The sequence below is a fragment of the Sulfurihydrogenibium sp. YO3AOP1 genome (assembly GCF_000020325.1).
Classification (GTDB): Bacteria; Aquificota; Aquificia; order Aquificales; family Hydrogenothermaceae; genus Sulfurihydrogenibium.
On the sequence record NC_010730.1, the window covers coordinates 874451 to 901321 of the forward strand.

A 26871-nucleotide genomic window follows, 5' to 3' on the forward strand; every position below is an offset into this window, starting at 1 on the left:
AATATGGCAAGAAAGAAAAAACATGAAGAACACGGTGCAGGGGAAAGGTGGGCTGTACCATACGCAGACTTTCTATCATTACTTTTAGCTCTCTTTATCGCACTTTTTGCTATTTCTACAATAGATAAGAAAAAATTAGCGTCATTTGTTGAAGCTATATCTGCTGCATTTAGCTTTAAACCAATATCTTCGTCTGCCCCTACATCAATAATTGAAGGTGTGGGGGTAAAACAAAAGAGAGAAGATGCGAAGAAAAAAATAAAAGAAAGAGTTGAGCAGATTATTAAAAAACTAAATCTTGAAGGAAAAGTTAGCGTTGAAGTAATTCCTATGGGTGTAAGAATTAGAATATTAGATTATATATTGTTTCCTCCATGTAGCACAGAAATCAATCAAGAATATAAAGAATTATTAAATGGGATTGCTGAAGTTATAAAAGAAGCCAAACTGCCGGTAGAAGTTGAAGGACATACAGATGATATCCCACCCGGACCAACCTGTATTTATCCATCAAACTGGGAGCTTTCTGCATCCAGAGCTGCTGCAGTTGTAAGATATTTAATAACTGCCGGGAATTTACCGCCATACCTATTTAGTGCAGTAGGTTATGCTGACACAAAACCAATCTCTCCAAATAATTCTGAACTAGGAAGAAAGTTAAATAGAAGAATCGAAATAAATCTTATTACAGGTACTGATAAAGAAGCAGAATTAAAAGAAAAAGCAGATTTTATATATAAAGAAAATTCTGAAGAGAAAAATGAAAAACAAAAAACAACTACTGAAAGTAAAAGATAATTATTTAAACGCTGAAAAAGAAAAGCTGAAAAATATTGATGAGACCTTAGAGACATTTTATAATAAAAAATCCGCCATTGAAAATGAAATAAAGTTAGTATTAGAGCTTAATATTAACGATATCTTTTCGATGGGACAAAAATATGAATTTATCAATTATCAAAAAGAAAAATTAAAAAAGATAGAAGAAGAGATAAAATCCTTAGAGAGAGAAAAAGAGCAAATTAAAGAAAAGATAGCATTACTAAATGCAGAGAAAAAAGCTATTGATAAATATTTTACTTTAAAAGTAAACAAAAAACAGATTTTAGACAATTTTAAAGAAATGGTGGAGTCAAATGAGATTTTTAATAGGAATTCTATTTTTAATAAGCAGTAGCTTTGCACAAGTTGAAGAGCTAAAAAAAGAAGCTGAAAAATTAAAACAGATAAGAGATGAAATAAAAGCAACATATCAAAAAAACGAAGCTTTATTAGAACAAATAAAAAAAGAAAAACAAGCTTTAGAGCTTTTGAAGAAAGAGATAGAAGAAAGTAAGAAAAAAATTCAAGATGAAAGATATAAAAAGCTTGCAAAAGTATTTGAAAAAATGGACCCAGAGATGGCAGGCCAGAAACTGTCTAAAATGGAGTCAGCTGAAGATGCTGCATATATTATTTTTAATATGAATGAAAAAAAAGCAGCAGCTGTACTTGATAATACCGACCCAATAATGGTTAGTAAAATCGTAAAAATTTTAACAAGATTGAAAGAAGAAAGTAATATCAAAAATTGAATGATTAGCAGCAAACAGCAAGATAGACAAGACTGATTGTAAGTTTCCTGTTTTAATACAGAAATGTTCCGTAAGTCTGAAACGATGTTTAGTATTGGCGATTCATGAATTGCTACTATATATTATCCTATCCGATATCCCTGAAATAACATGAGATATAGGGACTTTAAGGAAAAATAAAACAACGATTTAATACAATTAAAGCCTCCAAAACTGAGGCTTTTCTAAAATTTTTGTAAGTTTGTCTTCATTGCGTCATTTGAGGACTTTAATCTTAAGGCTCTCCTTTTTAAAAAGTGAGAGATAACAGGTAAGAAAAGTAGGAGGGAGATTCTTCGCCGGCTGCAGAATGATATATAAGTAACCGTTAACATACAATATGTAATGGCAATTCATGAATTGCCCCCTACTTTACTTTACGTTGTCATCCCAAGGACGTAAGTTTGAAGAGCCTCCTTTTTAAAACCACTAATATCTCAGCTAAGGTATTGTAATCTTACTTTCTCATTTATTTTATATTCTTCAATCTTTCATACTCATCTTTTGTGTTAATACTCCAATAACTAAAAAAACTCTCATCTATCTTAGATATTTCATCTTCATACAATTTTAGGCAATTTAGCTTATTAATCCAAGACATTAAGGACTTGCTTGAATTATATATTTGCTTTGCTTTTTCTAAAATATCTTTTTTGTAAAGCGTATTTAAAGGTTGATACTTTCCATTGATTATAGGAAGAATGCAATCATAATCTGAAATTTTTTCTTTATAAAAATCAATTAATTCTGGATTTAAAAGTGGAGTATCTACAGTAGCTATAAACACATATGGATTATTAATACTATCTGCTACTGATACAACGGCGTTTAATGGACCATCGTAAGGATTTTTGTCTTTAATAAAAGTTATCTTATTAAGAAATTCATTAAGTTCTTTTTGATAAATTTCTTCATCTTTATTTATTGAAAGGGTAATTTCATCGCATTTTTCATAGAGTTTTTTAACAATTATTTTTAAAAATGTTTGTCCATCAAGTTTTAAAAATGCTTTATCTTCTCCCATTCTCTTGCTTTGACCGCCAGCAAGTAGAATGCAAGATATTTTATTCGTAGTCATATAAAGCCGTTGTTAAATATTTTTCTCCACCGTCAGGACATATAAAAACTATAACACCTTCATCAATTTCTCTTGCTACTTTTATTGCTGCCTCATAAGCAGCACCGGACGATTGTCCTACAAATATTCCTTCCAATCTTGACAGCTCTCTCGCTCTTTGATATGCAATATCAGTTCCAATAAAGATAGTTCTGTCAAGCCTGTTTTCATCAAAAATACCCGGCTTTATTGAAGTTTCTATATATTTTAATCCTTCTATGCCATGAAATGGACTATCTGGCTGAACGCCTATAACTTGAATATCCGGATTAAAGATTTTTAACCTTCTGCCAGTTCCCATCACGGTACCACCTGTTCCTATTCCGGCAACAAAGTGAGTAATCTTTCCTTCTGTTTGATTCCAAATTTCCACTGCGGTAGAATCAAAATGTGCTTTCCAGTTTGCATCATTATTATATTGGTCTATGTAATAATATTTTTCTGGATACTTTTCAACAAGCTTTCTGACGTATATAATTGCTCCATCTGTGCTTTCAAGTGGATTTGTAAAATGGATTTTAGCTCCAAACGCTTTTATGATTCTTTTCCTTTCTTCGCTAACATTGGCTGGCATCGCAAGCTCAACTTGATATCCAAGAGCAGTTCCAACCATTGCAAGAGCAATTCCGGTATTTCCGGATGTTGCGTCTATGATAACTTTATCTTTAGTTAGTTTTCCGGAATTAATTGCTTCAACTATCATTCTTGTTGCCGGTCTGTCTTTTACAGAACCACCGGGATTATAAGATTCTAACTTTGCATAAATTTTTACATTCTTCTTTTTTATATCTTCAGGCAATGACCTGCTGAGTTCTACTAATGGAGTGTTTCCAACAAGCTCTAATATTGATTTTCTTGTTTTTCTATAGCCTTCATCATGCTGTCCAAATATCCACATAAAAGCCTCTTGGTTTTTTTGTAATTATTATATCAGTTAAGACTCAGGTTAGAAATAACTAACATTTGAATATTAATTGTAAAACTAAAGAAGGTTATTAAAATGTATTTTATAATTGCAATAATTATACATCGGGCAAAAAATCATTTTAAAAGTATGGGATTCTTCGCCGGGTGCAGAATGACAGATTTTTATTTTTCCTTGTCGTCCAGCAGCGAAGTGAAGGATCTGATTTTTTAATGTTTTTTGAAAAGAAAAATAGGAGATTCTTCGCTTCGCTCAGAATGACATATAATGTTGCCCTTTCTCTGATGCTTATCAGCCAACTTTTGGTTCTCATCCTGAGGCTGTGAGCCAAAGCATCTCTTTCTTAAGTTTATAAAGATCCCTAATTTCCTATCTAATGCAATAGAATTTATTTTAATTGCGATAAGATAATCCTAATCTGATTGAAATAAAATGGTTTTGATAAACTACTTATTATCTTCACTGCTTACTTTTATTATTGTTTTTACGTTTCCTCTTGGATTCCAATCTCCAATAACTTCAAGTTTTCTTGGTTTTAAAAGATTGTACAAATCTTCATAAATTTTATTGGTAGCCTCTTCATGGGATATATACTGATTTCTGTATTTGTTTAGATAAAGCTTTAAAGATTTTAATTCTACAATGTATTGGTCCGGAATGTAGATTATTTTTATTGTTGCATAATCTGGATATCCTGACCTTGGACAAAGACAAGAAAATTCAGGAAAAGTTATATCAATAGTATAATTTCTCTCCGGATATGGATTAGGCCATGGCTCTAATTTTGCTTCAAGTATTTCTTTCTCTCCGTATTTCATCTAAACCTCTCTGCTAATAATATAATCAGCTAATTTAATCAAAAATTCAGAGTTTTTCAAGTCTTTTATCTCATTTTTTGCCTTTTCAACATAATCTTTTGCAATCTGTATTGACTTTTCTAATCCATACAAAGATGGATAGGTAATCTTATTTTTATCTTTATCTTTGTGTAATCTTTTTCCTGTTTTTTCTTCATCTCCGATTTCATCTAAAATATCATCCCATATCTGAAAAGCAAGACCGATATTTATTCCATAATTTTTTAATTTTAGTATCTCTTCTTCTGTAGCATCAGCTAACACACAACCAATTTGACAGCATGCAGATAAAAATTTTGCAGTTTTATTTAAATGAATAAATTCAACATCTTTAAAATTTGGCAATATATCAGCTGCTTGACCTCCCACCATTCCATAAATTCCAACATTATGAGACAAAATATTAATTACTTTTACAATTTTTTCAGCTGATAATTTTTTATTGTTTGAAATAAGCTCAAAAGCAAATGTTAAAAGTCCATCACCGGCAAGAATTGCGATAGCTTCACCAAACACTTTATGACAGGTTGGCTTTCCTCTTCTTAAATCATCATCATCCATGGCAGGTAAATCATCATGAATTAAAGAGTAAGTATGAATAAATTCTGTTGAAATAGCTATATCTATAAAATCTTCAACATTTACATCTTCTTTGACAGCCTTTGCACATTCAATAACTAAGATAGGTCTGATTCTTTTTCCACCCGCTTCTAAAGAATATCTCATTGCGTTAGATAATTCTTCAGGAATGCATCTGGGAACGAATCTATCTAATTGCTTATTTATAAAGCTTGCTTTTTCTTTTAAGATATTTTTAAACTCCATAGTAAATATTATATAACAGGTTAAGATATGCTTTGGGGGGAGAAATTAGCGATTTTTATAAAATTTAGACAAGGAGATCTTTCGGATTAAAGACCTTAGGCGGATGACAAAGAAACTAAAAGAGGCAATTCATGAATTGCCCGTACAGAAAAAGGTGAGAAAGTTAGAAGTGAAAAGTTATTTTTGTCATTTCTGAAGCCGGCAAAAAATCTGATATTTTTACTGAATTTCTCACCCGACTTGACTGTTTAAACATAAACATAATAAACAATAACAACTCAAGTTGCCATCCGTAATCCTTGTTATAATGGCAAACGTAGGTATAGACCAAAAAACAAGCTTATATATTTAAGACTTAAGAATTAACATAAGATGTGAAACATGAAATTCTTATAAATTTGGGGGAAATACACAGGTTTAGTCCTACAATTAAATCATTTATGGGCTATTCATGAATCGCTCCAGCGTTTACTTTTGTTCCGCTATCCTTGTTCACTCACCCACTTTTTCTTAATACATTTTTCTCTCAGAAGTATATTTCTAAATTTTAACAGCTCTAAACTCTTTTTTAGAGTAATTACAGACTGGACATCTCCAAGTGTCTGGTAAATCTACAAACTCAACGCCCGGAGAGATAAGATTAATCTCATCTCCTTTTTCCGGGTCGTATACATAGCCACAAACTCTGCATCTGTATTTGAGATTTTTTTCTTCTTTAAGATTTACCTTCATTTTTTTCTTCCTCTACAAGTCTTTCTGCCAAGTATTCTGCTAAGTGCATAACTTTAACTTCTTTATAATGACCGTGCTTATACATACCATCTGCTAAATTTAGTACACATCCCGGACAATCACTTAAAACGTAAGTTGCCTGAGTTTTTCTTAAATCTTCTATTTTTCTTTTTTGAAGCTCAGAAGCTACTTCATAGTTAGCCACAGAGAAGTATCCGGCAAAACCGCAACACATCATAGCTTCTTCACCTTCAACGTATTGTGCGTCTTTCACATTTTTTAATACATCTCTAAATACGTTAGGGTCTGTTTTCATTGCAGTGTAAGAATGGCAAGGAAAATGAAAGCTAACTTTTTCACCGCTGCCTTTAAATACTAAAAATCCTTCTTCTCTAAGTATTTCTGCAAAATCTTTAACTGGATATTTATACTCTTCTTTTAGAGCCCCGCCACATGTTGGACATGCAACTACGATATAATCAAACTTGTATTTATCTATTTCGTTCTTATTATGCTTCATAAGTTTATTGAATGCGTCTATCTCTCCACTGTAAAGATGTGGTGCTCCACAGCATCTTATATCTTTTGGAACTACAACATCATAACCGGCTTTTTCCATAAGTTTTAAAACACTCTCTCCTACCTTACCTTGAAAAGCATCTATCATACAGCCTGTAAAGAATAGCAATCTTCCTTTAGATTTTTCAGCTTTTACTTCTTTGCCTCTCAATCCAAAAGGTTTTGCAGATGGCTTAGGCATTAGTTTAGCATATTTTGGAATACCAACATCTATATAAACAGCATTGTATTCAGGAACTTCTTTACCTGCAAGCTTTCCGTAAGCTTCCATCAAGGTTGGTGCAAACTTCATACCTATTTTTGTAAGTGGATTTCCCATCATTCCAAGACCTTTGAAAACCACTGTCTTAAAGTAATCTTTTTTTGATTTTTCCTTTGCCATATTTCTTGCTCTAAACATAATCTCTTTATATTCAACTTCGTTAGGACATATCCACTCACAACGGCGACACATTGCACATTGATTCCACTGGGCTGCAACTTCTTCAGTAAGTGGTAAGATTCCATCTACAACAGCTTCAGCCAATGCAAGCCTACCTCTTGGAGAAGAACGCTCTTCTTTTACGACGCTATATGTAGGGCAAACCTGTCTGCATGCGGAACATTTAACACATTGATGTGCCAATTCTATGGTTAATTTTGGCTCTATTAGTTCACTCATTGATTGTCTCCTTAAATTTTAAAGGTATATAAAATTTATATTGGTTAATAAACATTAACAATAATGAAAATCATGTTTTTTTAAAGCCAAAATATTAATAAAGTTTAAAATTGCACAAAAAATATGCAACAATATATTTACAATCTTTAAAATTTAATATATCTTTTATACCACAAATTTTAATTTGAAAGGAGGAAAACAAGAGTTGATAGGATTTGGACCCCATTTAATGGTCGATGGTTACAACGGAAATTTTGAAGCTTTGGCAAGCGTAGAGGCTGTTACTAACTTTTTAGATACTTTGCCGGCTGAAATCGGAATGACAAAAATTATGCCTCCGTATGTGTTTAAGTATGATGGCGGAGATAAACCAGAAGACTGGGGAGTTTCAGGGTTTGTAATCATAGCAGAGAGCCACATAAGCATCCATACATTTCCGGAGAAAGGATACTTTTCAATAGATATATTCTCTTGTAAGGATTTTGATATTCCAGCAGCTTTAGAAATAATTAAATCTTTCTTTGGTACAGAAGACCTTGAAGTTCAAACAACTTCAAGAGGGACCGAGTTTCCAAGAGATATTGGCATGGCTGGAGCAATTACAGCTTCGCAAAGAAGAAGATTATATTAATAAACATACGCCGGCCTAACGGCTGGCGTTTTTAAAAATGACTAGGAGATTTTCCGCACAACTATAAAATAACGTCTATGCTTTACTTCTAACTTCTGTAATGGCAATTCATGAATTGCCTCTACTTTCATTTTCTCTGTTATTCTTAGGACACAAGCCCAAAGGATCTATAAAATTGATGCATATTAAAATTAACTTTCCTTAGCCATCCTGCAGCTGTAAAGCCTAAGTGTCTTCTCTTTTAAAAAGTTGAGAAATTGATAGGTAAAAGGCAGAGATTCTTCACTTCGTTCAGAATGACAAATAAGATCACCTTTCTATAGTATTTGTCATTCAACCTTTGACTGTCATCCTGAAGCCGAATGCCGAAGGATCCCCTTTTAAAATTTTATAAAAATCACTAATTACTTACCCAAATAAAAGTATGAACTTTAATGTTAGCGGTAAAGCGTAAAATGCAAAGCATTTATTAAGCCAGACAAAACATATAGGCACTTGTCTTACTATAGGCGGTTAATAACTTTCACAATGTTAAGCATCTCTTTTAAACCTTATACATTCCTAATCTTTCATTTCACACCTAACTAATTTAATTTCATCTTGAACAAAGTAAAAATAGCCAGTATAATTTAAACTTACAAAACACAGGAGAAATCAATGACAAAAGAAAAAATTGGCGTTGTACTTTTAAATATGGGTGGTCCTGACTCCTTAGATGCGATTCAGCCATTTTTATACAACTTATTTTCTGACCATGACATCATACAAATTCCAAAACCTATTCAAAAACCAGTAGCATTCTTAATTTCAAGACTTAGAGCCAAAAAAACAAAAAAATACTACGAAATAATGGGTGGAAAATCTCCACAAAAAGAACAAACGCTTCAGCAAGCCCAAAAACTCCAAGAAAAACTTGAGGAAGATTATAAAGTTGTCGTTGCAATGAGATATTGGCATCCATTCACAGAAGAAGCTTTAAACCAGCTTTTCCAAGAAAAAATAAAAAAAATAATCTTGCTACCGCTATATCCACAGTACAGCAGAACAACCACAGGATCATCTTTCAATGAATTTGACAGAAGAGTTAAACGATACATTAACCCCGGTAAATTTGCTGTACTATCTACACTAAAAGGGACAAAAGACCCATACTATTATTTTTCAAACATTCCCATCGCAAAAATAAACTGCTACTTTGACAATCCTTTGTACATAAAAGCAATGGTAGAAAACATTAAAGAAAACCTGCCAGAAGATTATAAAGATTATTATTTCTTATTTACAGCCCATAGCTTGCCAGAAAAAATCATTCTTGACGGCGACCCATACAAAAAACAAACAGAAACAACGGTTAAACTAATAATGGAGCATTTTCCAAATGTTAAATATTCCTTAGCTTATCAATCAAAAGTTGGACCTGTGAAGTGGTTAGAACCTTTTACAGACCAAGAAATTGAAAGATTAATAAAAGAAGGATATAAAAAGCTAATAGTTATACCTGTTAGCTTTGTCTCAGAACATTCAGAAACACTTTACGAGCTTGATTATCTGTATGGCAACATAGCAAAAGAGCTTGGAGCTGAAAGTTATATCAGAATACCAACTTTAAAAAGTCATCCAATGTTTATAGAAACACTAAAAGAGCTTGTGATTAAAAACTCTTAGGGGTGAGAGTGTTTCAAAATTTTTGCGAATTTACCTTTCCTTGTCATCGTATATTAAATATACCAAAAATTTTTAAACTATAAGAGAATAAGATTTTATAATAATTATAGACATGGGAGAAAAAAGGAAGGACAGATCAAGTCACTGTCATTGGTCTTTTAAGACCAATCAGGATGTTTTAGACCGTCCTTCCTCTACTTCCTAAAACCTGAATCATGTATAGGTCATACCAGTTTGGGAAAATTCCGATTTTCTTGAATTTATAATATCACAAAAGTATGCAATAGGTGATTTTTTGTTTAAACTATGATGAGGTCTTTCTATGTTATACCATAGCATATACTCCATCATTTTTTTATTAAACTCATAAACATCTTTTAATTCATAATCTTCGTAGTACATGATAAATTCATCCTGTAATGTCCTATTCATTCTCTCTACATATGCTTGTCCTTTTGGATATCTTGGATAGTTAAAATAATGTTTTATATCTTTTTTCTTTAATGCTTTGCTAAACTCGCCTAAGAATTCACTGCCATTATCTGTTTGTATACCTTTTATCTCAAATGGTATTGCTTTTATTAATTTCTCTAAAAAGTCCTTTGCGTTTTTACTGTTTAGCCTGCCATATGCAAAAGTAAAAGAGATTCTTGTTTTTACATCCTTGGCTACAAATATATAAACTTTCTACCGGGAGTTAAAATAATGTTGTGTCTAAATAAAATTATAAGGAGGAATAGTAATGGATAAGAAAGAATACTTTGAAAAAATATTAGACAGATCTACCGAAGAATTAGTAAAAGAACTTTTCCCAAACGGTATAACAACTCAAGAAAAGATAGGTATAAGAAAACTTTTAGAATCTGTTGTGGAACTGATTATGAACCAAGAAAGAAATTTCTTCTTGAAAATGACGATGATAACAAAGCAAACGGGTATTATGAAAGAAGCCTAAATACTGGTTCTTTCAAGCTTAACATAAATGTTCCAAGAGATAGAAAGGGTAAATTTAGACCACAAATATTACCTGACCCTTACAAAAGAGTTGATGAAGATTATATAGACCTTCTTATGAGTTTGGTATCCAATGGATACTCAGAAAGCAAGATAGATTCTACATTAAAAAGCTTGGGCTTAAACTACTCAAAACAACATATGGATGCAATCAAAAAACAGCTTATAGAAAGACTTGAGTGGCTTTAAAACAAGAGAGCTTCCATCGGATGCATTTGTACTGTATATAGATGCATACCACTGTGATATAAAAGAGAAAAACAAAATCAGAAAAGCTTCTGTCTATGTAGTTCTTGGAATAGATTTACAAGGAAATAAAGATATATTTGGATTTTACACATTTTTCAGTAGTGAAAACAAAGCAGACTGGATAAAAGTATTCAATGATTTAATAGATAGAGGACTAAAAAGGATAATGCTTATAGTAAGTGATGATTTTCCTGGAATATCAAAAGCCATAGAAACACTGTTTCCTTATACAGACCATCAGCTATGTTTAGTCCATTTACAAAGAAACGTTAGAAATCAGATGGATAAAGAAGATTCACAAGTATTTAACAAAGAATTAAAAAACATAAAAGAAAACAGCTTAGATTATGAAGATGGATTAGAAAAATTAGATGATTTATGTAGTAGATTTAAATCTAAATATCCAAGCTTTATAAAACATATTCAATCTAACAAAGAGAGATACTTATGTTTTTTAAAAATATCCAGAAAATCTAAGAAAACACATATACACAACAAATCCAGTTGAAAGTGTTAATAGCATGATAGAGAAGGTAAGAATAAATTTAGGTGGATATTTTCAATCTGTAGACATTCTTGAGATAAATCTGCTTATACAGAGAGATAATTTAAAGAATGGAAAATGGAAAAAACCTATACCTGCTTTTAAAGGATCTTCTTATGAAATTTTGCAATTGTTTAATAAAAAGTTTTCAATCCAGACACAAAATTATTGATAAGTCTCCATAGGTTAACGATTCTCTTTTGTTTCTTAGCATTGTAAGCTGCTGTTGTAGGTCTTCCAATATCTTTAGTTTTACTTCTATTTCTTTTTCTACATCTGATTTTGGTTTATAAAGCTCTCCATCGAAAAACGTTCTTCCATATTCTGCAATAAAGAATGAATCAGCTTTATCTGTTTTTACTCCCGCATGTTCCATTATGATAAGCATATATGACTTTTTAAACTTCTTAAGGTAAGGCTTTATTTTCATTTCAAACTCAACTGGGTCTGATTTAACTTCAAAATTTTCTTTCTTGTTATCATATAAAACTGTAGCAGTGAATGAGTTTTTAGATACATCAATTCCTATGACTATTTTGTAGCCATTCATAAGAATACCTCCTTTCATAAAATACTTGACATGAAAGAAACTTCCTGATAACCTATCATCGTAGTTAAATACAGGCTTAAAAGCCTAATGTTCTGATTCAGGTTTTAGGAAGTAGAGGAAGGACAGTCTAAAACATTCTACAGCGGTCTTAAAAGACCAATGACAAACACTTGATCTGTCCTTCCTTTTTTCTCCCATGTCTATAATTATTATAAAATCTTATTCTCTTATAGTTTAAAAATTTTTGGTATATTTAATATACGATGACGGAATATTATGGAAGATTATGGAAGCGGGGATTCTTCGCACGGTTTTAGAATGATGGATTATTATCTTGTCTGTCATCCTGAAGACTTTAGTCCGAAGGATCTCCTCTTTTAAAAAGGTAAGAAACTAAGTAGAGGCAATTCATGAATTACCCATACAGCGCATAAGTGGCTGGTATGACTTATACAAGCAGGAAACACCCCTTTCTACAAGGTATGGTATTTCACTGTTTTACATCTCACTTTCTAAAATACTTATAAAACTCTTTTCTTATAATATCTTTTGCATTTTTCACTTCTTTAAAAAACTCTTCAAAGCTCATGTTGAACGTGTCAACTATTCTCTCTGTTTGCAAGTCAGACTTAGAGATTTTTGAACTACTGCTACCTTTTACCAATCTTAACCTTGTCTCTACTTCTCTTAAAAATACATAATAATCAACTATGTCAGGATTTAAATCAAGAAGTCCTTCTAAAATGCTTGTTTTTCTTTGCTTTGTCTCAAGATAGTACAGCTGAACCATAAACTCTATATCTGTGATGCCGCCTTTTCCAAGTTTTATGTCCATTTCACTTTCTGTTTCTTTTGTCAATCCTTCTAATTTTAATCTCATCTCTAATAGGTCTATTTTTATGTCTTTTTTTATTTCTCTGCTGAAGATTTCTTCTTTTATAATCTCTTCAAACTTTTGTTTAACAGATTCATCTCCTGTAATAAATCTTGCTTTTGTCCATGCTAAGAATTCCCAAGGTCTTGCTTCGTTTTGGAAGTATTTCTTATAAAAATCAAGAGATGGTGAAAGCTCTCCTGCTTTTCCGTAGGGTCTTAATCTTAAATCTAATTGATAAAGCTGTCCTTCTTTTGTGTATGTAGTCAAATCTTTTATTATCTTTTGTGGAACTTTACTTAATGAAAATTTACTTTCTTCGTCTTTGAAAACAAAAACTAAGTCAATGTCTGAGCCGATGTTCATCTCTCTACTGCCAAGCTTTCCAAGTCCATAAATTGCGAATTTACTTCCTTCGTTAATCTTGTATAAACTTTCAAGAATAAAATCAGCAAGGTTTGTGATTGTATTGTTAAGCTTCTTTAGTCTTGCTATCGGGCTATGGGTTTTTATTTTATGAAGGTATTCCAAGGTTGCTAATACTTCGCTAATTTTCTTTAATTTCTTAAGGCTTTCAACTTTATCTTCAATCTTTATAATTTCAAGCTCTTTTTCAAAATCTTCTTTGCTGGATAAAGGTCTTGACGTGATAAATGCTAATTCTATAAGTTCTTTATCTTTTATCATAAGGTTTGTTGCATAGTCTGTTGTTTTTACAACTTCAATGATAAAATCAACAAGCTTTGATTTGCTTTCTAAAGCTGTTGTAAAAAGTCTGTAAATCTTCCCTTCTGTAAAAAATTTATTCAGATTTACAAGCAAGCTTTCTTTTGCTTTACTTTCTTTAAGATATTCTTCTAATTTTGGCAAGAAGTCTATTAAAAGATTTTTATACTTTTCCGATAAGAGAAGATACTCTTCGTCTTCAAAGATTGAAGTAATCAAGTTCAGCGCCCATTTTGGGTCCTTAAAACCGAGAGATTTTAGATATTCTGATACAATTTCTTCATTTTCTTTTGTAATGATGTAGGCTTGTATAGAAGTAAGTTCTTTTTTTTCTTCTCCCCCAAGACTTTCAAATATTCTTTTAACATTTTTTCTAACATATTCAAGCTTTTCTAAAAATTTTTCTTCTGAATCAAAGCCAAGTTTTTTAGCATATTCTGATGCATTTTTTAGATTTAAAATTTGTGTTTGAACGCAGTTTTTTAGCTGTATTACATGCTCTAAATTTCTTAAAAATACGTAAGCATCTTCTAAGAATTTACCTTTTTCTTCTGACAGCAATCCTTTTTCAACAATCTTTCTTAAAGCTCTTACTGTTTCTCTTTCTCTAAGGCTTGGGTCATGACCACCATGAAGTAGTTGAAATACTTGAACTATAAACTCTATCTCTCTAATTCCACCTTCTGATTTTTTAACATCTATCTCATCCGGATTTTTTGGCTTAGAATGTTTCTCTATCATTTTTTTCATATTTAGTATGTCATCTATAATTTCTTTGCTTAAACTTTTCCTGTAAACAAAAGGAGTGATGATGGCTAAAAACTCTTTAGTAGTGTTTTCATCACCTGCTGCGTGTCTTGCTTTTATAAGCATATGTCTTTCCCAAGTCCTGCCAACAGACCAATAATAATTTTCTAAAAATGGAATGCTGTAGGTTAATAAACCTTTTCTTCCCTCTGGTCTTAGATCTAAATCTACATTCCAAGCCACTGTTTCAGCGTTTCTTTTTGTTAAGTAAAGCGTTGTATCTGTAAATACTTTTGTAAAAAATTCTCTGTTTGAAATGCCTTTTTCGGTAGTTCCTTCTCCTGAACAGATGTACATCACATCAACGTCTGAGTAGTAGTTTAAATCCGTTCCTCCATGCTTTCCAAGAGCTATAACACTTCCACTTGCTGGTTTGCCTGTAAGCTCATCTATTGGCGTTCCAAATCTTTGTAAGTATTTTGAATAGGCTTTTTGATATGCGACTTCAAAGCAGGCATCGGCTAAATATGAGTATTCTTCTGTAAGTTGGATAAGATGATGTTTTTTATATATATCTTTTGCTACTATTCTGGCAAAGTGTTTCATTTTAAAAAATGTTAATTTTGTAATGAATTCATCTTCCTTTTCTATGTTTAAAAGCTCTAATGCTTCTTTAATTAGATTTTCTCTTCCAAGTAATGGTTTATCAAGACTTTCATACACATAAAACAGCTCTTCTGGATGTCTGAATATAAAATCTGTGATGCATGAAGAGTAGAAAGAAAGATTTTCTAAAAGTTTATACTGGCTTGGATTTAGACTAATTAAAAAATCTTTTTTAAGTGTTTCAAATTTAAATAGGTTTGACATGGTGGTTGCTCCTTTTTATCTGTTTATCAAAATCTTAATACTATTATAAAAATTCTCTAATACTTTGGGTAAAAATAAGAGATTCTTCGCCGGCTGCAGAATGACAATATTTTAACATTAACTTCTCATCCTCTTCTGTAGGGGCGATTCATGAATCGCCCCTACTCTTTCACTTTTCCATTTTATTTTTCATACTGAGGATTTTATCCAAAGGATTTCCTTATATGTTCTAAGTTATTCATGATTGATATCCATCATTGGCATCTTTGTGTTAAACTAATTTTAACATATCTTAAAAGCAGGTTTTTTAATGATTTTAGAGTATTTAATGATAACCTTAGCAGGTTTTTTAGGTTCCTATCACTGTATTGGAATGTGTGGTGCTATTCCTTCTATCATCTCTTATAAAAACTTCTGGATTGGAAACATTCTTTACAATATGGGAAGAATTTTTACTTACTCCTTTCTTGGCTTTTTGGCTGGAATGCTTGGTATGTATTTTCATAAATTTGAGTTTCAGCTTATTCAAAAAGGTCTTTCTATCTTTGTTGGGGTTTTGATGATTCTTTTTGGTCTTCAAATTACAGGCAATATTAAAGAAAAAGGCGTACCGTTTTTAGATGTTGTGTTTGAGGCAATCTCTGATTTGTTATCAAATTTTAGACAATCTCCGTTTATTCTTGGAATGTTTAACGGCTTTTTGCCATGCCCATTAGTGTATGCATTTTTAATGAAGGCTGTTTTAGATAAAAATCCGTTGGATGGAATGCTGACGATGTTATTTTTTGGAATTGGAACAGTTCCGGCTATGCTTTTTTCTTCAAAAATCATAAATATGATTTCTCCAACTTCAAGAAAAAGTTTAGTTAAAATTGCCGGAATTATTGTTATTATTTTTGGCATACTTACAATTCTAAGAGGTTTTGGAATAGGTTATCATCATTAAGGAGGAAAAAATGATAGTAAAATCTTTTGGCGGTGTAGAAGGTGTTACTGGCTCTTGTCATCTTGTTAATGTTGGACATCTAAATTTTTTAATAGATTGTGGAATGTTTCAAGGTATAGATGAGGATAAAAATTATGAACCATTTGGTTTTAATCCTGCAAAGATTGATTATCTAATCTTAACCCATGCACATATTGACCATATAGGAAGAGTACCCTTATTAGTAAAACAAGGATTTAAAGGCAAAATTATCTCAACCCGGGCAACTTATGCTTTAGCAAGAATTATGCTTCTTGATGCTGTTAAAGTAATGTCTGAAGAGTATAAAGTTAACTATAAAAAAGCTTTAAGAAGAGGAAAGCCTGAAGAAGTAAAGCCGGTTTTATATGATGAAGACGATGTATTCCAAGCAATGGAACATTTCAAAATATTCTTAGAATATGATGAGTCATACAAACTGTCTAAGGATGTAACTATCACATTTAGAAATGCTGGACATATTCTTGGCTCTGCTTACGTTGAACTTTTGGTTAACGATGAAGGAAGAAGTAAAAAAGTAATCTTTTCTGGAGACTTAGGAACAAATAATAAATTGGTTATAAGAGAGATAAATTATCCCCAAGATGCAGACTTTATCTTTATTGAATCAACTTATGGAGATAGAAAACATAGACCACTTCCCGAAACTATAAACGAGTTTAAAACAGCTATTATAGAAAGTTTCAAAGATGGTGGGAATGTAGTAATTCCAACATTTGCACTAGAAAGAGCCCAAGAGATTTTATTTATCTTACGAACGATGTATGATAATGGTGAACTTCCGCCTTGTAAAATCTTTTTAGATAGCCCACTTACAATAGCTGCAACAAAGCTATTTTTACAATTTCCAAACCAGTTAAATGGTGAAGTCTTAAAACTTTTAAAACAAAATAAAAATCCTTTTGTTTTTCCATGGGTTTATTTTACAGAATCTGTTGAGGAATCAAGAAAGATAAATGAGATAGAATCTGGTGCAATCATATTGGCTGGAAGTGGAATGTGTACCGGCGGAAGAATTAAACATCATTTAAAACACAATCTTTGGAGAGAAAACTCTTCAGTGATTTTTGTTGGCTACCAAGCAGAAGGAACTCTTGGAAGACAGATAATAGATGGAGCTAAATATGTTAAGATTTATGGTGAAGAAATAGCAGTTAAAGCTAAAATTTATACTATAAATGGATTTTCTGCCCATGCTGACCAAGAAAATTTATTAGATTTTATCAAGCAAACAAAAGGTGTTGAGACTGTCTTTCTTATTCACGGTGAACCAAAAATTCAAGAAATTTTCAAAGAAAAGATAAAAGAAACATTAAACCTGCCAACTCATATTGTAAAAAGACATGAAAATGTTTATATTGTTTAAACAAATTTTTTGGAGGTAAAGTATGTTTGATTTAGAAAAGTTTTTAGAGAATGACAAGCTTGTAATTGGCGGAAAAGAGTTTAAATCAAGACTTATAGTAGGCTCTGGAAAGTACAAAGATTTTCAGCAGACAAAGGAAGCAACGGAAGCATCCGGTGCAGAAATGATAACGGTAGCAGTTAGAAGAGTAAACATTACAGACCCAAACCAAGACAACCTTTTAAACTACATAGATACATCAAAAATAATGATTCTTCCAAACACTGCTGGATGTTATACAGCAGAGGAGGCTATTTTAACAGCTAAACTTGCAAGAGAAGCTCTGGGACATGGATTTGTAAAACTTGAAGTTATCGGAGACCAAAAAACTTTATATCCGGATATGATAGAAACACTTAAAGCGGCAGAAATCCTTGTTAAAGAAGGTTTTACAGTTTTACCATACATAACAGACGACCCTGTAATGGCCAAAAGATTTGAAGATATAGGATGTGCAGCGGTTATGCCACTAGCAGCTCCAATAGGCTCAGGACTTGGACTTCAAAATCCTTATAACATTCTTTTTATCAAAGAAGCGGTTAAAATACCTGTAATCGTTGATGCTGGAATTGGAACTGCATCAGATGCTGCAATAGTTATGGAGCTTGGAGTTGATGGAGTTTTAATGAATACAGCCATCGCTCAGGCTAAGGACCCTATCAAAATGGCTGTTGCAATGAAGCACGCAGTAATAGCAGGAAGACTTGCATATTTAGCAGGAAGAATTCCAAAGAAAATGTATGCTTCAGCATCTTCTCCAATGGAAGGTGTTATAGGAAGAAATTAAAGTTTCCATCCCGAGGCTGAAAAAGCCGAGGGATCATATTTTATGTATCAAAAATAATACCTTGGGCGAGAAATTATCTCCATAGTTTATTTTTTCTAAAAAAGTTATAACCAATAGTATATGCATATAGATAAGCGATAAAAGTTTTAACTTTTCTCCATCTACTTGTAAGATTAAAATTATTGTAATTCCTCTATTTATTCCACCTAAACATTTACATAAGCTATCATCAATATTATCCTTAAAATTATTCCTAAATTCATGCTCTTTTAGATAGTAGATAAAATTATCCTTACTTACACCATGAAATTTTAGCAACCTCTCCTTTACATAACCCCAAAATCCTTCAATAACATTTATATACACTTTACCATTTATAAGCTCTTGTGTCCTAATATCCATTCTTCATATTCTTTTCTGTTTTTGTCGTAAAATAGAAAATCATGTAGATTTATTTTTAGGTAGCTTATCAGGTTTCCATCATTTAATACTTCTGCAATTGCTAAATGAAGCCGACTCACATTTGTGTCTATTCCTATTGCTCCGTTTGATTTTGTGATTGTTATATTTGGTGTTGGCAGTTCAAAGGATACATAGCCGTAAATCTGATTATCTATTATTTTTATCTCAACTGTATAAGGAAAGTATTCTTCATACTGCCAAGCATTAACAAGCATAGAGATAAAATCTATCCATTTATCTTTTTGTTATTAACTTGTCTTTTTACTTTTAAGTATATCCATTTATAAGGTTTAACGTTAACTCTTAGATATAATTATCCATTTATATCTACGAATCTTAAAAGTAGATTGCCTTTTTCTATATTATTTCCCGTTCCAATGCTAACAAGATTAAACTGTCTGTTTTCTCTCCATTGATTTTTTAGTGTTTCTTTTTGTTTACCTTGCAAGTGATTTTTACATAGTTTTTCAAAGATATCTTTACCACCAAAGATGGCATCATATTCTTGGCTGATTAAGATGCTTTAATAATTGCATGCGTTATATATCTTGATGGTAGGTTTGGAGATGTCTTTCTGATTAAATGGTAGATATCTTTATTTGAATAGTTTTCTTTTAGTCTGTTATATGCAGATCTGACAGCAGACGATTGAAGTCTCATTAAGTCCTTTAGAGCTTCTAAATCTTCTTTCTTTTCTGTTATAAGTTTAAATTTAAGTGTGGTGTACATGATATGATATTATAGCAAAAAATTTTTAGAATAGTCTCTGCACTATGATAGAATATACAGCAAAAATCACATAGAAGGAAGTCTATGGAAAAAGAAAAACTACCAATAGAAAAAGATGTAGATTTAGAATTTGAGTACAAAGTTTATAGAATCTATGATTTTCTAAAAAAACATTTTAAATTTGTTTTAGCATTTCTCCTACTATTAATTATAATAAGTGGTGGTTTATATTACAAAAATCAGGTAGACAAACAAAACAGAGAAAAAGCATCTTTATATCTATCAAAAATTACAGACTTATTGTCTGAAAACAAATTAGAAGATGCAAGGAAAGAGCTTGAAAACTTTAAAAAACAGTATGGAAATACAGAGTTTTATAAAGTAGCTCTTGCTTACGAAATATTGATAAACAAAGAAGAAAATAAAGAAAATAAAGAACCTGCAGAAAAGTTAAAGAATGAACTTAAAACCGATCTATCATCAGGTGTTAATGAATATCTTGCATACCTAAAAAATAAAGAAGGTAATTCTAAAGAAGCAAAAGAAATATTAAAATCCATAGATTCAAAAAAGTATAACTACATATCAGCACAAACTCTTTACGCTTTAATTTTAAAGAAAGAAGGTAATTTCCAAGAAGCTCAAAAAATCTTTGAAACTATAAAAAATAATCAAAATTATAGATACTTTTCTTTATTAGCAAAAGAAAATTTATAGGAGTTTGTCATGGAAAAATTATATGAAGGAAAAGCAAAGATAGTATATCAATCTGAAAGTCCAAATCATGTTATCATCTACTTTAAAGATGAAGCAACAGCTTTTAACGCTCAAAAGAAAGATGTAATTGAAGGAAAAGGGATTTTAAATAATAAAATATCATCAATCTTTTTTACGCTTTTAAATCAAGCAGGAGTTAAGACGCATTTTATAAAACAGATTTCAGACAGAGAAATGCTTGCATACAAAACAAAAATCATTCCGATAGAAGTGGTAGTCAGAAACTTAGCAACGGGAAGCATTGTTAAAAGGCTTGGAATTCCGGAAAAGACAGAATTTAATCCACCGTTGATAGAGTTTTACTATAAAAACGATGCACTTGGAGACCCAATCATATGCTATGAACATGTTTTAGTTATGAAACTTGCAACAGAAGAAGACGTTAAAACTATCAAAGAAATGGCATTAAAAGTTAATCAAATATTAAGAGATTTTCTTATAAAGCATGACATTATTCTGGTTGATTTTAAGTTAGAGTTTGGAAAGTTATATGATGGAACAATCGTTGTAGCAGATGAGATATCTCCGGATACATGCAGATTTTGGGATGCAAAAACCGGTGAAAGAATGGACAAAGATAGATTTAGACTTAATTTAGGAGATTTGGCTAAATTTTATCAAGAAGTTCTAGAAAGGATAGAAAAATGAAAAAAGTCAGAAAAGCTGTAATACCAGTTGCAGGCTTTGGAACAAGATTTTTACCAGCTACAAAATCCACACCAAAAGAAATGATGCCATTAATAGACAAGCCAATTATTCATTACATTGTAGAAGAAGCTGTAAACTCTGGAATAGAAACTATAATTTTTGTTACAGGAAGACATAAAAGAGCAATAGAAGATTACTTTGATTACTATCCAGAGTTAGAACAGGTTTTAAATAAAAGTGGAAAAGAAAAAGAAATTGAAATGCTTAGACAAATAAGTAATATGGCAGAATTTGTATTTATCAGACAAAAACAGCAGCTTGGACTGGGGCATGCAGTATTAACTGCAGCAAATTTAGTCGGCAATGAACCATTTGCGGTTTTACTTGGAGATGAGATTATTAAAAACGATGAAAAGCCAGGAATAAAACAGCTTATAGATATTTACTATCAGTTTGGAAAATCAGTAATAGGCACGATGGAAGTACCAAAAGAAGATGTTAGTAAGTATGGGATAGTAGCGGGAAAAGAAGTCATAAATGGAATAAAGATTATTGAATCATTGATTGAAAAACCATCGGTAGAAGAAGCACCATCAACTACCGCAATAATAGGAAGATATGTCCTAACACCGAACGTATTTGATGCATTAAGAGAAACACCAATAGGAAGAGGTGGAGAAATTCAATTAACAGATGGATTATCAAAGCTTAGAGAGAAAGAAGTAATTTATGCAAAAGATATAGAAGGAATTAGGCACGACACAGGCAATAAGCTTGGATATATAGAAGCAATCATAGATTTTGCACTTGATAGACAAGATTTGAAAGATGAAGTCTTTAAAATGATAAAAGAAAAATATAAGGAGATGGAAAAGGATTCAGTTGAACAAAATTAAACCAAAAAAACGTTTAGGACAGCATTTTTTAATTTCAAAAAATGTTATAGAAAAAATTGTAGATGAGATAAATATTTCTAAGGAAGACATTATCGTTGAGATAGGACCAGGCACAGGTGCTTTAACTGAAGAAATTTTATTAAGAAATCCAAAGATTTTGTACGCCATAGAAATTGACACGTCAGTTCATCCGGTTTTAGAAGAAAAGTTTAGTATATATTCAAATTTTAAGCTTATAAAATCGGATTTTTTTGATGTGAATCTTTATGAATTGATTTCTGATGAAGAAAAAATAAAGCTTGTAGGAAATCTGCCATATAATGTTGCATCTTTAATGATTATTGACTGCGCGTTTAAGCTTGATATTTTAGAATTTTGTGTTTTTATGATTCAAAAAGAAGTGGCAGAAAAGTTGATAGCAAAACCAAAGACAAAAGATTATACATTTTTATCTGTATTTATTCAGACATTTTTTGATATAAAATATGTAATGAGTGTCCCGGCAAGGTTTTTTAACCCGCCGCCAAAAGTAACATCTGCAGTAGTAAAACTCACACCTAAACAAAACATAGCAATTAATAATGTAAAAAAATATAAAAATTTTATATCTCATCTGTTCCAAAATAGAAGAAAGATGATAAAGTCTAAAATTGAAGAAGAAATGTTGAATAAAGCAGGAATTAGCCCAAATTTAAGAGCAGAAGAGCTATCGGTGGAAGATTTTATAAGAATCTTTGGGGTAGTAGAAAATGATGATAGGTAGTTTAGTTTTAGAAATTCATATACCTGACTCATCAAATCTCAAAGAAAAAAGAATGGTTGTAAGGTCTATAAAAGAAAAGCTAAGAAGTAAATTTAATGTTGCTGTTTCTGAAGTAGATAAACAAGATTTATGGCAATCTGCAGTGATTGCTGTTGTAACTGTAGCACCTGATAAACTTCAGTTAGAAAAGGTTTTAGGTTCTATCGTTGGTTTTATAGATGCAAACTTCCCACATTTGCATATAAATATACATAAAGAAATAATTTAAAAAGGTGAGTTTAAAATGAGAGAAAAGTCACACAGAATGGAAAAAGTAAATTCTATGTTAAAAAAAGAGCTATCTGAAATTATATCTGAAGAGATAGCATTGCCAAAGGATAATTTTATAACAGTGAATTTTGTAGACACTACAGCAGACTTAAGCGAAGCTCAAGTTTTTATTTCTGCTTTAAAAGATGAGGAAGAAATTTTAGAAGTTTTAAATAAACAAAGTGGACACATAAGATACGTTCTTGGTAAAAGAATTAGAATCAAGAAAACACCGAAGCTATTGTTTAAAAAAGATATTTTTGAATTAAATATATCTTTGTAAATGTATAATAGATTTCAAAAACAATTATCGAGATTTCTTCTTTCGGCTTTGGAATGATACATTATTACTTTTGTCATTTTGAGGCCGTAAAGCCGAAGGATCTCCTATATTAAAGAAGGCAATAAAAGGAGTAGAGGCAATTCATGAATTGCCCGACAGTAAATAAGTAAAGTTTCTTCGCACGGCTATAGAATGATACTGTTTAGGAGCTTTTACCGGAAAGCAATAAATTAAAGAGTCTACTTTCCCACACCGGATATGACTTATACACGACGTTATACAATATCAATATTATGATATAATATTCTTTCTAATTTTTGTAAGGAGGATTATAAGATGGCTGTTTGTCAAATATGTGGTAAAAAAACTGTTTTTGGAAATACTGTAGCACACTCAGCTACAACAGAAAGAAGAACTTGGAAGCCTAACCTTAGAAGAGTTAGAGTAGTTCTTGAAGATGGTTCTACAAAAAGAATTTATGTATGTGCTAAGTGTTTAAAAGCTGGAAAAGTTAAAAAAGCAGTATGATTTCACATTTGGGATTGGGAGAAATTTCTTTACAGTTAAACTCCTAATCCCTTGTCTGTTGTTATCGTAATGGATAATCAAACCTTAGGCTTAATAGCAGCAATTCTTACAACTTCTGCATATCTTCCTCAAACTTACAAAGCAGTCAAAACCAAATCAGCCAAAGATTTCTCTTGGATATGGTTGATTTTTATGTGGATTGGCATATTTTTATGGTTTATTTATGGGCTAAGAATAAATAATCTTCCATTAATTTTAGCAAATGGAATTTCAATAATAAGTTTAACAATAATAGGTGTGATAAAGTATGTTTATAGACAAAGCTAAAATTTATGTAAAAGCAGGTGATGGTGGTAATGGCTGTGTTGCATTTTTAAGGGAGAAGTATGTTCCTTTTGGTGGACCGGCTGGTGGTGATGGTGGAAAAGGTGGAGATATAATTTTAATTGCAGATAGCAGTCTTCAAACATTGATGGATTTTAAGTATAAGAGACACTATAAAGCAGAAAGAGGTCAGCACGGTCAAGGTGGAAATAAAAAAGGTAAAGACGGAGAAGACTTAATCTTAAAAGTACCTATCGGAACTGTTGTAAAAGATGCAGAGACGGGAGAGATTATAGCTGATTTAGTAAAGAAAGGTCAATCTGTTGTGGTTGCGAAAGGTGGAAAAGGTGGAAGAGGAAATGCAGCGTTTAAGTCTCCAACAAACCAAGCACCAATGGTTGCGGAAAAAGGAGAGCTCGGTGAAGAAAGATGGATAGAACTCGAGCTTAAGCTTTTGGCAGATGTTGGGATTATTGGATTTCCTAACGCAGGAAAATCAACTTTAATATCTATTCTATCCAAAGCAAGACCAAAAATAGCAGATTATCCATTTACAACTCTTACACCCGTTCTTGGAGTTTTACAGCTTGATGTTAATGACTATATAGTTTTGGCAGATATTCCAGGACTCATAGAAGGTGCTTCAGAAGGACTTGGCTTAGGTCATGAGTTTTTAAGACACATTGAAAGAACAAAATTTCTAATTCATCTAATAGATGTGTCAGATTTTAGAGAAAGGGACCCTATTGATGCTTTTAACATAATTAACAAAGAGCTTGAAAAATATTCTCCTGACTTGATAAAAAAACCTCAAATAGTAGTTGCAAATAAAATAGATGCTTTATCTGATAAAAGCTTATTAGATAATCTTGAAAAGTATTTTTCTGAAAGAGGTTATCCTTTTGTTGCAGTATCTTTGATTACAAGAGAAAATATAGATAAGCTTATTAATTTGATTAGAGAAACAAGAGATAAAATGAAGAAAGAGGAAGTCAATGAAAGTGTTATTTTGGGGAACGCCTGATTTTGCAGTTAAAAGTTTAAAAGCGTTAATAGAATCCAATCATCAAGTCGTTGGAGTTATTACTCAGCCTGATAAACCGAGAGGAAGAGGACAAAAAATCCAGCCAACACCGGTAAAAGAGGAAGCCTTAAAACATAACATACCAGTATTCCAACCGGAAAAAATAAAAAACAACCAAGAAATTTTAGAAACGATTAAAAAACTAAATCCAGATATTTCAGTAGTCGTTGCTTATGGAAAGATTTTACCAGAAGAGATAATAAACATACCAAAGTATAAAACAATAAACGTTCATGCATCACTTTTGCCAGAATACAGAGGAGCAGCACCAATTCAAAGAGCAATAATGGAAGGTAAAGATAAAACAGGTGTTTGTATAATGGAGATAATAAAAGAACTTGATGCGGGGGATGTTTACGCATGCAGAGAAGTTGAAATTACAGAAGATGATGATATTATAAGCCTTCATGATAAATTGGCAGAAGAAGGAGCAAGATTACTTATTAAAGTGTTAGATAAAATAGAAAAAGGAGAAATAGATAAAAAACCACAAGACCATGAAAAGGCAACCTACGCAAAACCGATAGAAAAATCAGAAGGAAAAATAGATTTTAGCAGGTCAGCAAAAGAAATCTTTAATCAAATCAGAGCTTTAAAAGTATGGCCAAAAGCCTATGCTAAATTTAGAGATGAAGAAGTCAAAATCTTAGACGCAAAAATTGTTGAATGTAATTTAAACGCTTTACCGGGAGAAATAATAAAAGCTGATGAGAAAGAGGGAATAGTGGTAAAAACAGGTGATGGATGTCTTTTATTAAAAATAATACAATTTCCAAACTCAAAGCCAATAACAACCCAAGACGCAATCAGAGGATATAAGATAAAAGCCGGAGAAAGATTTGAGTAAATTTAAAAGTGATTGGTAAAATGGCTATTTTTATGTCTAAACTCTTATAAAACTTTTTTCTTATGATTTAAAATATTCAACATACCATTTGATGAAAATTTTTATACTTGACATTCTCCATAGAACATTCTGAAGCTACAGCGAATAATCTTATACTTTTTTGGAATTTCTCATCAAACACGTACTCACTTTATCATATAGCTTTTATTCATCTTTAAACTTAGCTTTAACATGCGTGCCATCGCAAAATGGTTTGTTTTTAGACAATCCACATCTACAAAGAGTTACTCTATTTCTAATCTTATAAAACTTATTTTCTTCATATTCTATAGGTACTCCACCTTTAACCCAAATAGGACCACTTAAACCTATTACAGTATCTTCCAAAATACTAATTTCGGGCTCAAAATCAGGCTCTATTTCATTACCATTTTTATCAAAAATAACCAACCTCCCTGATGGACAATTAAATGCTATCTCTTTAATTATCTCTTCCTTACCTTCTTTATTCAATAACTTCCAAATTCCACCATCTCTTAAACAAAACCTAGCAGAAGAACATAGAGGTTTAATATCCAATAAATCATATTCTAGACCTTCATATTTAACAGCTTCAAGATTATCTAAATCCTCTTTAGTTATTAATTTGTCATCTTTAAAGTCATTTCTATGTGAACCATCACAAAAAGGTTTATTCTTAGATAATCCACACCTGCATAGGGCATAATTCTCTTTAGTTTCATACTTCTTAACCTTTATCCATTTCAAGGGAATAGACATCTTATACTTTTCATTAGTTTCTTTATACAAAGGAATATTTCCGGATACTAAGTAAGGACCATTAGGAACAATTTTTATCTTCATT

The 26871-nt window shown here is 31.5% G+C and carries 35 protein-coding genes and 1 pseudogene; 22 read left to right on the forward strand and 14 right to left on the reverse strand.

Annotation, left to right across the window (positions count from 1 at the left end):
• The first annotated feature begins 3 nt into the window (after positions 1-3).
• The 3 genes from SYO3AOP1_RS04325 to SYO3AOP1_RS04335 are packed head-to-tail and all read left to right on the forward strand — an operon-like array spanning position 4 to position 1574.
• Positions 4-798 carry a flagellar motor protein MotB gene (locus SYO3AOP1_RS04325; protein ID WP_012459542.1) on the forward strand — a complete coding sequence of 265 codons (795 nt, stop codon included), beginning with the start codon at positions 4-6 and terminating at the stop codon, positions 796-798.
• Entirely contained in the window at positions 761-1177 is a 417-nt protein-coding gene (locus tag SYO3AOP1_RS04330) for a hypothetical protein (RefSeq protein WP_012459543.1), read from the forward strand. Before SYO3AOP1_RS04325 ends, SYO3AOP1_RS04330 begins: the two co-directional genes overlap by 38 nt.
• Positions 1137-1574, forward strand: a complete 438-nt coding sequence (locus tag SYO3AOP1_RS04335; RefSeq protein ID WP_012459544.1) for a hypothetical protein — start codon at positions 1137-1139, stop codon at positions 1572-1574. The genes SYO3AOP1_RS04330 and SYO3AOP1_RS04335 overlap by 41 nt, the downstream gene beginning before the upstream one ends.
• Positions 1575-2082: 508 nt before the next feature.
• Here SYO3AOP1_RS04335 and SYO3AOP1_RS04340 read toward each other — a convergent pair.
• The 6 genes from SYO3AOP1_RS04340 to SYO3AOP1_RS04365 all read right to left on the reverse strand — a co-directional run bounded on the left by SYO3AOP1_RS04340 (position 2083) and on the right by SYO3AOP1_RS04365 (position 7309).
• Entirely contained in the window at positions 2083-2691 is a 609-nt protein-coding gene (locus tag SYO3AOP1_RS04340; RefSeq protein ID WP_012459545.1) for a molybdenum cofactor guanylyltransferase, read from the reverse strand.
• A complete protein-coding gene (gene cysM / locus SYO3AOP1_RS04345; RefSeq protein WP_012459546.1) occupies positions 2678-3628 on the reverse strand; it encodes a cysteine synthase B in 951 nt (316 codons plus the stop codon). The genes SYO3AOP1_RS04340 and cysM overlap by 14 nt, the downstream gene beginning before the upstream one ends.
• A 473-nt stretch (positions 3629-4101) precedes the next feature.
• On the reverse strand, positions 4102-4473 hold the full coding sequence (queF, locus tag SYO3AOP1_RS04350) for a preQ(1) synthase (protein WP_012459547.1): 372 nt from the start codon (positions 4471-4473) through the stop codon (positions 4102-4104).
• Positions 4474-5337 carry a polyprenyl synthetase family protein gene (locus SYO3AOP1_RS04355; protein ID WP_012459548.1) on the reverse strand — a complete coding sequence of 288 codons (864 nt, stop codon included), beginning with the start codon at positions 5335-5337 and terminating at the stop codon, positions 4474-4476.
• 540 nt (positions 5338-5877) lie between these two features.
• The gene (locus tag SYO3AOP1_RS04360) at positions 5878-6069 is read right to left on the reverse strand and encodes a rubredoxin (RefSeq protein ID WP_012459549.1); all 192 of its coding nucleotides are present in this window, start codon (positions 6067-6069) and stop codon (positions 5878-5880) included.
• Complete coding sequence (locus SYO3AOP1_RS04365; RefSeq protein WP_012459550.1) at positions 6053-7309, reverse strand: (Fe-S)-binding protein; 1257 nt, start codon at positions 7307-7309, stop codon at positions 6053-6055. Before SYO3AOP1_RS04365 ends, SYO3AOP1_RS04360 begins: the two co-directional genes overlap by 17 nt.
• 205 nt (positions 7310-7514) lie before the next feature.
• Here SYO3AOP1_RS04365 and speD point away from each other — a divergent pair, with 205 nt between their 5' ends.
• Positions 7515-7940: an adenosylmethionine decarboxylase gene (speD, locus tag SYO3AOP1_RS04370; RefSeq protein ID WP_012459551.1), complete on the forward strand. Its 426-nt coding sequence runs from the start codon at positions 7515-7517 to the stop codon at positions 7938-7940.
• A gap of 657 nt (positions 7941-8597) precedes the next feature.
• A complete protein-coding gene (hemH, locus tag SYO3AOP1_RS04375; protein WP_012459552.1) occupies positions 8598-9605 on the forward strand; it encodes a ferrochelatase in 1008 nt (335 codons plus the stop codon).
• A gap of 213 nt (positions 9606-9818) precedes the next feature.
• Here the strand turns inward: hemH and SYO3AOP1_RS04380 are convergent, their stop codons facing one another.
• Positions 9819-10283 (reverse strand): integrase core domain-containing protein, encoded by a 465-nt coding sequence (locus SYO3AOP1_RS04380; RefSeq protein WP_281340817.1) that lies wholly within the window; start codon positions 10281-10283, stop codon positions 9819-9821.
• Between the two features lie 64 nt (positions 10284-10347).
• Between SYO3AOP1_RS04380 and SYO3AOP1_RS09590 the strand changes: the two genes are divergently transcribed.
• Genes SYO3AOP1_RS09590 through SYO3AOP1_RS09605 form a run of 4 tightly spaced genes read left to right on the forward strand, consistent with a single transcriptional unit; the run spans position 10348 to position 11584 of the window.
• Positions 10348-10560 carry a hypothetical protein gene (locus SYO3AOP1_RS09590; RefSeq protein ID WP_041674545.1) on the forward strand — a complete coding sequence of 71 codons (213 nt, stop codon included), beginning with the start codon at positions 10348-10350 and terminating at the stop codon, positions 10558-10560.
• On the forward strand, positions 10467-10808 hold the full coding sequence (locus SYO3AOP1_RS09595; protein WP_281340818.1) for a transposase: 342 nt from the start codon (positions 10467-10469) through the stop codon (positions 10806-10808). Before SYO3AOP1_RS09590 ends, SYO3AOP1_RS09595 begins: the two co-directional genes overlap by 94 nt.
• A complete protein-coding gene (locus SYO3AOP1_RS09600) occupies positions 10795-11376 on the forward strand; it encodes a transposase (RefSeq protein ID WP_281340798.1) in 582 nt (193 codons plus the stop codon). Before SYO3AOP1_RS09595 ends, SYO3AOP1_RS09600 begins: the two co-directional genes overlap by 14 nt.
• A gap of 13 nt (positions 11377-11389) precedes the next feature.
• Positions 11390-11584 (forward strand): hypothetical protein, encoded by a 195-nt coding sequence (locus tag SYO3AOP1_RS09605; protein ID WP_281340799.1) that lies wholly within the window; start codon positions 11390-11392, stop codon positions 11582-11584.
• Between the two features lie 9 nt (positions 11585-11593).
• Here the strand turns inward: SYO3AOP1_RS09605 and SYO3AOP1_RS04395 are convergent.
• Both SYO3AOP1_RS04395 and SYO3AOP1_RS04400 read right to left on the reverse strand, forming a co-directional pair.
• A pseudogene (locus tag SYO3AOP1_RS04395) lies at positions 11594-11962 on the reverse strand (IS110 family transposase); the annotation flags it as partial.
• 505 nt (positions 11963-12467) lie between these two features.
• Positions 12468-15179, reverse strand: a complete 2712-nt coding sequence (locus SYO3AOP1_RS04400; protein ID WP_012459553.1) for a glutamine-synthetase adenylyltransferase — start codon at positions 15177-15179, stop codon at positions 12468-12470.
• Positions 15180-15489: 310 nt separating this feature from the next.
• On the opposite strand from SYO3AOP1_RS04400, the gene SYO3AOP1_RS04405 reads away from it, so the two are divergent.
• Genes SYO3AOP1_RS04405 through SYO3AOP1_RS04415 form a run of 3 tightly spaced genes read left to right on the forward strand, consistent with a single transcriptional unit; the run spans position 15490 to position 18356 of the window.
• Positions 15490-16125 carry a sulfite exporter TauE/SafE family protein gene (locus SYO3AOP1_RS04405; protein ID WP_012459554.1) on the forward strand — a complete coding sequence of 212 codons (636 nt, stop codon included), beginning with the start codon at positions 15490-15492 and terminating at the stop codon, positions 16123-16125.
• Positions 16126-16135: 10 nt separating this feature from the next.
• Positions 16136-17530, forward strand: coding sequence for an MBL fold metallo-hydrolase (locus tag SYO3AOP1_RS04410; RefSeq protein ID WP_012459555.1), 1395 nt, complete (start codon positions 16136-16138; stop codon positions 17528-17530).
• A 22-nt stretch (positions 17531-17552) separates the two neighbouring features.
• Entirely contained in the window at positions 17553-18356 is an 804-nt protein-coding gene (locus tag SYO3AOP1_RS04415) for a thiazole synthase (protein WP_012459556.1), read from the forward strand.
• Between the two features lie 33 nt (positions 18357-18389).
• Here SYO3AOP1_RS04415 and SYO3AOP1_RS09835 read toward each other — a convergent pair whose 3' ends face one another.
• From SYO3AOP1_RS09835 to SYO3AOP1_RS09140, 4 genes are all read right to left on the reverse strand, one after another.
• On the reverse strand, positions 18390-18758 hold the full coding sequence (locus tag SYO3AOP1_RS09835; RefSeq protein WP_049751897.1) for a hypothetical protein: 369 nt from the start codon (positions 18756-18758) through the stop codon (positions 18390-18392).
• Positions 18731-19033, reverse strand: coding sequence for a hypothetical protein (locus tag SYO3AOP1_RS09135; RefSeq protein ID WP_049751898.1), 303 nt, complete (start codon positions 19031-19033; stop codon positions 18731-18733). The genes SYO3AOP1_RS09835 and SYO3AOP1_RS09135 overlap by 28 nt, the downstream gene beginning before the upstream one ends.
• A gap of 98 nt (positions 19034-19131) precedes the next feature.
• Positions 19132-19266 carry a hypothetical protein gene (locus tag SYO3AOP1_RS09615; RefSeq protein ID WP_281340801.1) on the reverse strand — a complete coding sequence of 45 codons (135 nt, stop codon included), beginning with the start codon at positions 19264-19266 and terminating at the stop codon, positions 19132-19134.
• 65 nt (positions 19267-19331) lie between these two features.
• Complete coding sequence (locus tag SYO3AOP1_RS09140) at positions 19332-19547, reverse strand: hypothetical protein (protein ID WP_049751899.1); 216 nt, start codon at positions 19545-19547, stop codon at positions 19332-19334.
• An 84-nt stretch (positions 19548-19631) separates the two neighbouring features.
• On the opposite strand from SYO3AOP1_RS09140, the gene SYO3AOP1_RS04430 reads away from it, so the two are divergent.
• The 10 genes from SYO3AOP1_RS04430 (at position 19632) to fmt (ending at position 26006) form a co-directional block, all read left to right on the forward strand.
• Complete coding sequence (locus tag SYO3AOP1_RS04430; RefSeq protein WP_012459557.1) at positions 19632-20264, forward strand: tetratricopeptide repeat protein; 633 nt, start codon at positions 19632-19634, stop codon at positions 20262-20264.
• Positions 20265-20273: 9 nt separating this feature from the next.
• Positions 20274-20972 (forward strand): phosphoribosylaminoimidazolesuccinocarboxamide synthase, encoded by a 699-nt coding sequence (gene purC / locus SYO3AOP1_RS04435; protein WP_012459558.1) that lies wholly within the window; start codon positions 20274-20276, stop codon positions 20970-20972.
• Positions 20969-21868 (forward strand): UTP--glucose-1-phosphate uridylyltransferase GalU, encoded by a 900-nt coding sequence (gene galU, locus SYO3AOP1_RS04440; protein ID WP_012459559.1) that lies wholly within the window; start codon positions 20969-20971, stop codon positions 21866-21868. The genes purC and galU overlap by 4 nt, the downstream gene beginning before the upstream one ends.
• Complete coding sequence (gene rsmA, locus SYO3AOP1_RS04445; RefSeq protein WP_012459560.1) at positions 21855-22631, forward strand: 16S rRNA (adenine(1518)-N(6)/adenine(1519)-N(6))-dimethyltransferase RsmA; 777 nt, start codon at positions 21855-21857, stop codon at positions 22629-22631. Before galU ends, rsmA begins: the two co-directional genes overlap by 14 nt.
• Positions 22618-22899 carry a DUF503 domain-containing protein gene (locus tag SYO3AOP1_RS04450; protein ID WP_007546743.1) on the forward strand — a complete coding sequence of 94 codons (282 nt, stop codon included), beginning with the start codon at positions 22618-22620 and terminating at the stop codon, positions 22897-22899. The genes rsmA and SYO3AOP1_RS04450 overlap by 14 nt, the downstream gene beginning before the upstream one ends.
• Before the next feature lie 36 nt (positions 22900-22935).
• The gene (gene rbfA, locus SYO3AOP1_RS04455) at positions 22936-23223 is read left to right on the forward strand and encodes a 30S ribosome-binding factor RbfA (protein WP_281340802.1); all 288 of its coding nucleotides are present in this window, start codon (positions 22936-22938) and stop codon (positions 23221-23223) included.
• Between the two features lie 336 nt (positions 23224-23559).
• The gene (gene rpmB / locus SYO3AOP1_RS04460) at positions 23560-23751 is read left to right on the forward strand and encodes a 50S ribosomal protein L28 (RefSeq protein WP_012459563.1); all 192 of its coding nucleotides are present in this window, start codon (positions 23560-23562) and stop codon (positions 23749-23751) included.
• Between the two features lie 69 nt (positions 23752-23820).
• Positions 23821-24078 carry a SemiSWEET transporter gene (locus SYO3AOP1_RS04465; RefSeq protein WP_012459564.1) on the forward strand — a complete coding sequence of 86 codons (258 nt, stop codon included), beginning with the start codon at positions 23821-23823 and terminating at the stop codon, positions 24076-24078.
• Entirely contained in the window at positions 24059-25099 is a 1041-nt protein-coding gene (obgE, locus tag SYO3AOP1_RS04470; RefSeq protein WP_012459565.1) for a GTPase ObgE, read from the forward strand. Before SYO3AOP1_RS04465 ends, obgE begins: the two co-directional genes overlap by 20 nt.
• Entirely contained in the window at positions 25071-26006 is a 936-nt protein-coding gene (gene fmt, locus SYO3AOP1_RS04475) for a methionyl-tRNA formyltransferase (protein ID WP_012459566.1), read from the forward strand. The genes obgE and fmt overlap by 29 nt, the downstream gene beginning before the upstream one ends.
• 204 nt (positions 26007-26210) lie before the next feature.
• Here fmt and SYO3AOP1_RS04480 read toward each other — a convergent pair whose 3' ends face one another.
• Positions 26211-26870, reverse strand: a complete 660-nt coding sequence (locus tag SYO3AOP1_RS04480; RefSeq protein WP_012459567.1) for a CDGSH iron-sulfur domain-containing protein — start codon at positions 26868-26870, stop codon at positions 26211-26213.
• Position 26871: the final 1 nt, after the last annotated feature.

What these genes read in the sequence shown, in the direction of transcription:
- rbfA (WP_281340802.1), top strand. Translation starts at nt 22,936, where the DNA reads ATGGAAAAAGTAAATTCTATGTTAAAAAAAGAGCTATCTGAAATTATA.
- obgE (WP_012459565.1), top strand. Translation starts at nt 24,059, where the DNA reads ATGTTTATAGACAAAGCTAAAATTTATGTAAAAGCAGGTGATGGTGGT.
- SYO3AOP1_RS04450 (WP_007546743.1), top strand. Translation starts at nt 22,618, where the DNA reads ATGATGATAGGTAGTTTAGTTTTAGAAATTCATATACCTGACTCATCA.
- SYO3AOP1_RS09835 (WP_049751897.1), bottom strand. Translation starts at nt 18,758, where the DNA reads ATGGATATTAGGACACAAGAGCTTATAAATGGTAAAGTGTATATAAAT.
- purC (WP_012459558.1), top strand. Translation starts at nt 20,274, where the DNA reads ATGGAAAAATTATATGAAGGAAAAGCAAAGATAGTATATCAATCTGAA.
- SYO3AOP1_RS04355 (WP_012459548.1), bottom strand. Translation starts at nt 5,337, where the DNA reads ATGGAGTTTAAAAATATCTTAAAAGAAAAAGCAAGCTTTATAAATAAG.
- SYO3AOP1_RS04335 (WP_012459544.1), top strand. Translation starts at nt 1,137, where the DNA reads ATGAGATTTTTAATAGGAATTCTATTTTTAATAAGCAGTAGCTTTGCA.
- SYO3AOP1_RS04410 (WP_012459555.1), top strand. Translation starts at nt 16,136, where the DNA reads ATGATAGTAAAATCTTTTGGCGGTGTAGAAGGTGTTACTGGCTCTTGT.
- SYO3AOP1_RS04415 (WP_012459556.1), top strand. Translation starts at nt 17,553, where the DNA reads ATGTTTGATTTAGAAAAGTTTTTAGAGAATGACAAGCTTGTAATTGGC.
- SYO3AOP1_RS09605 (WP_281340799.1), top strand. Translation starts at nt 11,390, where the DNA reads ATGATAGAGAAGGTAAGAATAAATTTAGGTGGATATTTTCAATCTGTA.
- SYO3AOP1_RS04365 (WP_012459550.1), bottom strand. Translation starts at nt 7,309, where the DNA reads ATGAGTGAACTAATAGAGCCAAAATTAACCATAGAATTGGCACATCAA.
- SYO3AOP1_RS04360 (WP_012459549.1), bottom strand. Translation starts at nt 6,069, where the DNA reads ATGAAGGTAAATCTTAAAGAAGAAAAAAATCTCAAATACAGATGCAGA.
- cysM (WP_012459546.1), bottom strand. Translation starts at nt 3,628, where the DNA reads ATGTGGATATTTGGACAGCATGATGAAGGCTATAGAAAAACAAGAAAA.
- SYO3AOP1_RS04400 (WP_012459553.1), bottom strand. Translation starts at nt 15,179, where the DNA reads ATGTCAAACCTATTTAAATTTGAAACACTTAAAAAAGATTTTTTAATT.
- SYO3AOP1_RS04325 (WP_012459542.1), top strand. Translation starts at nt 4, where the DNA reads ATGGCAAGAAAGAAAAAACATGAAGAACACGGTGCAGGGGAAAGGTGG.
- SYO3AOP1_RS04330 (WP_012459543.1), top strand. Translation starts at nt 761, where the DNA reads ATGAAAAACAAAAAACAACTACTGAAAGTAAAAGATAATTATTTAAAC.
- queF (WP_012459547.1), bottom strand. Translation starts at nt 4,473, where the DNA reads ATGAAATACGGAGAGAAAGAAATACTTGAAGCAAAATTAGAGCCATGG.
- SYO3AOP1_RS09590 (WP_041674545.1), top strand. Translation starts at nt 10,348, where the DNA reads ATGGATAAGAAAGAATACTTTGAAAAAATATTAGACAGATCTACCGAA.
- galU (WP_012459559.1), top strand. Translation starts at nt 20,969, where the DNA reads ATGAAAAAAGTCAGAAAAGCTGTAATACCAGTTGCAGGCTTTGGAACA.
- SYO3AOP1_RS04430 (WP_012459557.1), top strand. Translation starts at nt 19,632, where the DNA reads ATGGAAAAAGAAAAACTACCAATAGAAAAAGATGTAGATTTAGAATTT.
- SYO3AOP1_RS04480 (WP_012459567.1), bottom strand. Translation starts at nt 26,870, where the DNA reads ATGAAGATAAAAATTGTTCCTAATGGTCCTTACTTAGTATCCGGAAAT.
- SYO3AOP1_RS04405 (WP_012459554.1), top strand. Translation starts at nt 15,490, where the DNA reads ATGATTTTAGAGTATTTAATGATAACCTTAGCAGGTTTTTTAGGTTCC.
- SYO3AOP1_RS04340 (WP_012459545.1), bottom strand. Translation starts at nt 2,691, where the DNA reads ATGACTACGAATAAAATATCTTGCATTCTACTTGCTGGCGGTCAAAGC.
- SYO3AOP1_RS09135 (WP_049751898.1), bottom strand. Translation starts at nt 19,033, where the DNA reads ATGCTTGTTAATGCTTGGCAGTATGAAGAATACTTTCCTTATACAGTT.
- rpmB (WP_012459563.1), top strand. Translation starts at nt 23,560, where the DNA reads ATGGCTGTTTGTCAAATATGTGGTAAAAAAACTGTTTTTGGAAATACT.
- hemH (WP_012459552.1), top strand. Translation starts at nt 8,598, where the DNA reads ATGACAAAAGAAAAAATTGGCGTTGTACTTTTAAATATGGGTGGTCCT.
- SYO3AOP1_RS09140 (WP_049751899.1), bottom strand. Translation starts at nt 19,547, where the DNA reads ATGTACACCACACTTAAATTTAAACTTATAACAGAAAAGAAAGAAGAT.
- fmt (WP_012459566.1), top strand. Translation starts at nt 25,071, where the DNA reads ATGAAAGTGTTATTTTGGGGAACGCCTGATTTTGCAGTTAAAAGTTTA.
- SYO3AOP1_RS04465 (WP_012459564.1), top strand. Translation starts at nt 23,821, where the DNA reads ATGGATAATCAAACCTTAGGCTTAATAGCAGCAATTCTTACAACTTCT.